A 2270-nucleotide genomic window follows, 5' to 3' on the forward strand; every position below is an offset into this window, starting at 1 on the left:
GTTCCATCCCGACGACCGCGCGAGCTCCTCCCAGGCCGGCCAGGCCCGGCCGGTCGCCCGACGCACGAGTTCGCCCGCCATCGTGAACGGTGGAGCCTTGTGCGGCTTCTCCAGGGCCTGGCCGACGATGCTGTCGTGCAGCACCGCCGCCGCGTGCAGGCGGGGCAGCGCCCGGTGGACTCGGTCCGCGTACCCGTGCGGGAGCGCGTCCGGGCCGCCGCCGAGGTCGAAGCCCGCCCCTTGGGCGACCAACGCGATCTCCGGCCGCTTCCGCGCGGCGATCTCACGGTCCGTGTGCAGTGCGACCGCGTCCCAGACGACGTCCGTCCGGTCCGGTGGCACTCCCTGCTCCGCCAGGAAGCGGACTGCCAGGTCGGCGCCGTCCAGCTCGAACCGCTGGTCGCCGTTGCCCTCGTCGCTGAGACCGCAGTCGTGCAGGGCGCAGCCGAGGAACAGCAGCTCGTCGTCGTAGTCGCGGCCGGGCCGCAGGCCGCGTCGCTCGCCGAGGAGGCGTCCGTACAGGTAGGTGCGGAGGCTGTGGTGGAAGATCGCCGCCGGGAGCAGGGTCTTCGCGTAGCGCAGAGTGCGGTGCGCGAGATCCGTTGCAGGGAAGGCGAGTTCGCCGTAATCGTCGCTGTCGTTCACGGTGTGACCGTACTCGCCTGTCCGGTCCGGGTGTTCTGTTCGGGGGCTCCGAAGCCGTCGGCCACCAGGCGGGTGGCCCAGGTGCGGAGGGCGGCGGAGACGGGTGGGTGGGTGAGGGCGATCGCGGCGGCCAACTCGTCGGCGGACGTGGTGTCGTAGCGGTCCTCGGAGAGGAAGGTGAGGGTCTCGGGGTCCGCGCCGGTGAGGGAGCGGGGGAGGACGCGGACGACGGGGACGGGGATGAGGCCGCGCGGTGGGCGGACGCCGAGGTGGGCGGCGAGGAGGGCGATGAGGTCCGGGAGGGTGGGAGTGTCGGGGTCGAGGACGGTGTGGGCCGAGGCGGGTGCCCGGTCGTGGGCGGGGACGGCGGCGAGGAAGCGGGCCAGGTGGTCGACCGTGACCACCGGGACGAAGGTGCGGCGCGTACCGGGGAGGAGGGGGAGGCGGCCGCGGTGGAGCTGCCGGACGAGGTGGGCGAGCCCGAGGTACTGGCTGGCCTCGCCGGTGGCCGAGTGTCCGATGACGCTGCTCGGGTTGACGGTCGTGAGGGGAACACCGAGCCGGTGGGCCGTCACGCGCACGGCGGCGTCGCCGAGTTGCTTCGACGCTTCGTAGGCGCCGAGGCGGGCGTAGAGGGCGGCGGTCTCGCGGGGCGGGAGTGGGTAGCGGGGGTGCGGGTCGCGGCCGACGCGGTAGCCGGAGAGGTGGACGTGGCGGCGCAGGCCGGGCCGGGTGGCGGACCACTGGAGTGCGTGCAGGGCGCCGTCGACGTTGGCGGGGTGGGCCTCGACGGGGGTGAGGCCGAACTCGTAGCGGGCGGCGAGGTTGTGGACGTCGCGGATCTCGGCGAGGCGGGCGTCGTCCTTGGGGGTGAGGCCGAGGCCGGGTCGGGTGAGGTCGGCGGCGACGGTGGTGAGGGTGGCGTCGGCGGGGTCGGCGGGGTCGGTGGGGTCGGCGGTGCCGGTGGTGCCGTGGGCGCGGAGCCATGAGCGGAGGGCTTTGTCGCGGCTGCTGCCGGCGCCGCCGCGGACGGCGACGGCGACGGGTTCGCCGCGGGAGAGGAGTTCGAGGACCAGCCAGCGCCCGATGAAGCCGGTGGCGCCGAGGACGAGGGTTCTGGGGAGGGGCATGGCGGGGCGGGCTCCGTTTTCTGTAGACCGGTCTGTATATTTTTGGGGCATGCGTAAGGCGCGGTGGCGTGCGAGGGTCGGCTTCAGCCCTTGGCGCCGATGAGGTGCAACACGGCGTGCCGGGCGTGGTCGAGCGGTTCGCGGCTGCGCCGGACCGACGCGAGCAGCACCGCGCCCTCCATCAGGGCGAGCGCCTGCCCGGCGGCGGTCCACGCCTCGGCCGGGCTGAAGCTCCCGGCCTCCAGTCGCTCGGCGATGACCCGCTGCCAGCTCTCGTACACCGTGGAGCAGACGGCGCGCAGCGGCTCGTTGGTGCCCGCGACCTCCAGGGCGACGGTGGCGATCGGACAGCCCTTGGTGTAGCCGGAGCGCTCCAGGCGGTCGGCGAATACCTCGGTCAGCCGGCTGGTCAGCGCAGCGGCGTCGCCGCCCGCCGCGGCGAGAGACCAGAGCAGGACCACGAACAAGCGCCCGGCCAGGACGACGGCCCCCGGG

At 74.3% G+C, this 2270-nt stretch carries 3 protein-coding genes; all 3 read right to left on the reverse strand.

What is annotated here, in order from left to right; genetic code table 11:
• A partial coding sequence (locus AB0O00_RS36360; RefSeq protein ID WP_363658981.1) for an HD domain-containing protein occupies nt 1–645 on the reverse strand: 645 nt, incomplete at its 3' end.
• Complete coding sequence (locus AB0O00_RS36365; RefSeq protein ID WP_363658982.1) at nt 642–1775, reverse strand: SDR family oxidoreductase; 1134 nt, start codon at nt 1773–1775, stop codon at nt 642–644. The genes AB0O00_RS36365 and AB0O00_RS36360, both read right to left, overlap by 4 nt.
• 83 nt (nt 1776–1858) lie before the next feature.
• A partial coding sequence (locus AB0O00_RS36370) for a TetR family transcriptional regulator C-terminal domain-containing protein (RefSeq protein ID WP_363658983.1) occupies nt 1859–2270 on the reverse strand: 412 nt, incomplete at its 5' end.

The organism is Kitasatospora sp. NPDC093558, from assembly GCF_040683475.1.
Classification (GTDB): domain Bacteria; phylum Actinomycetota; class Actinomycetes; order Streptomycetales; family Streptomycetaceae; genus Kitasatospora.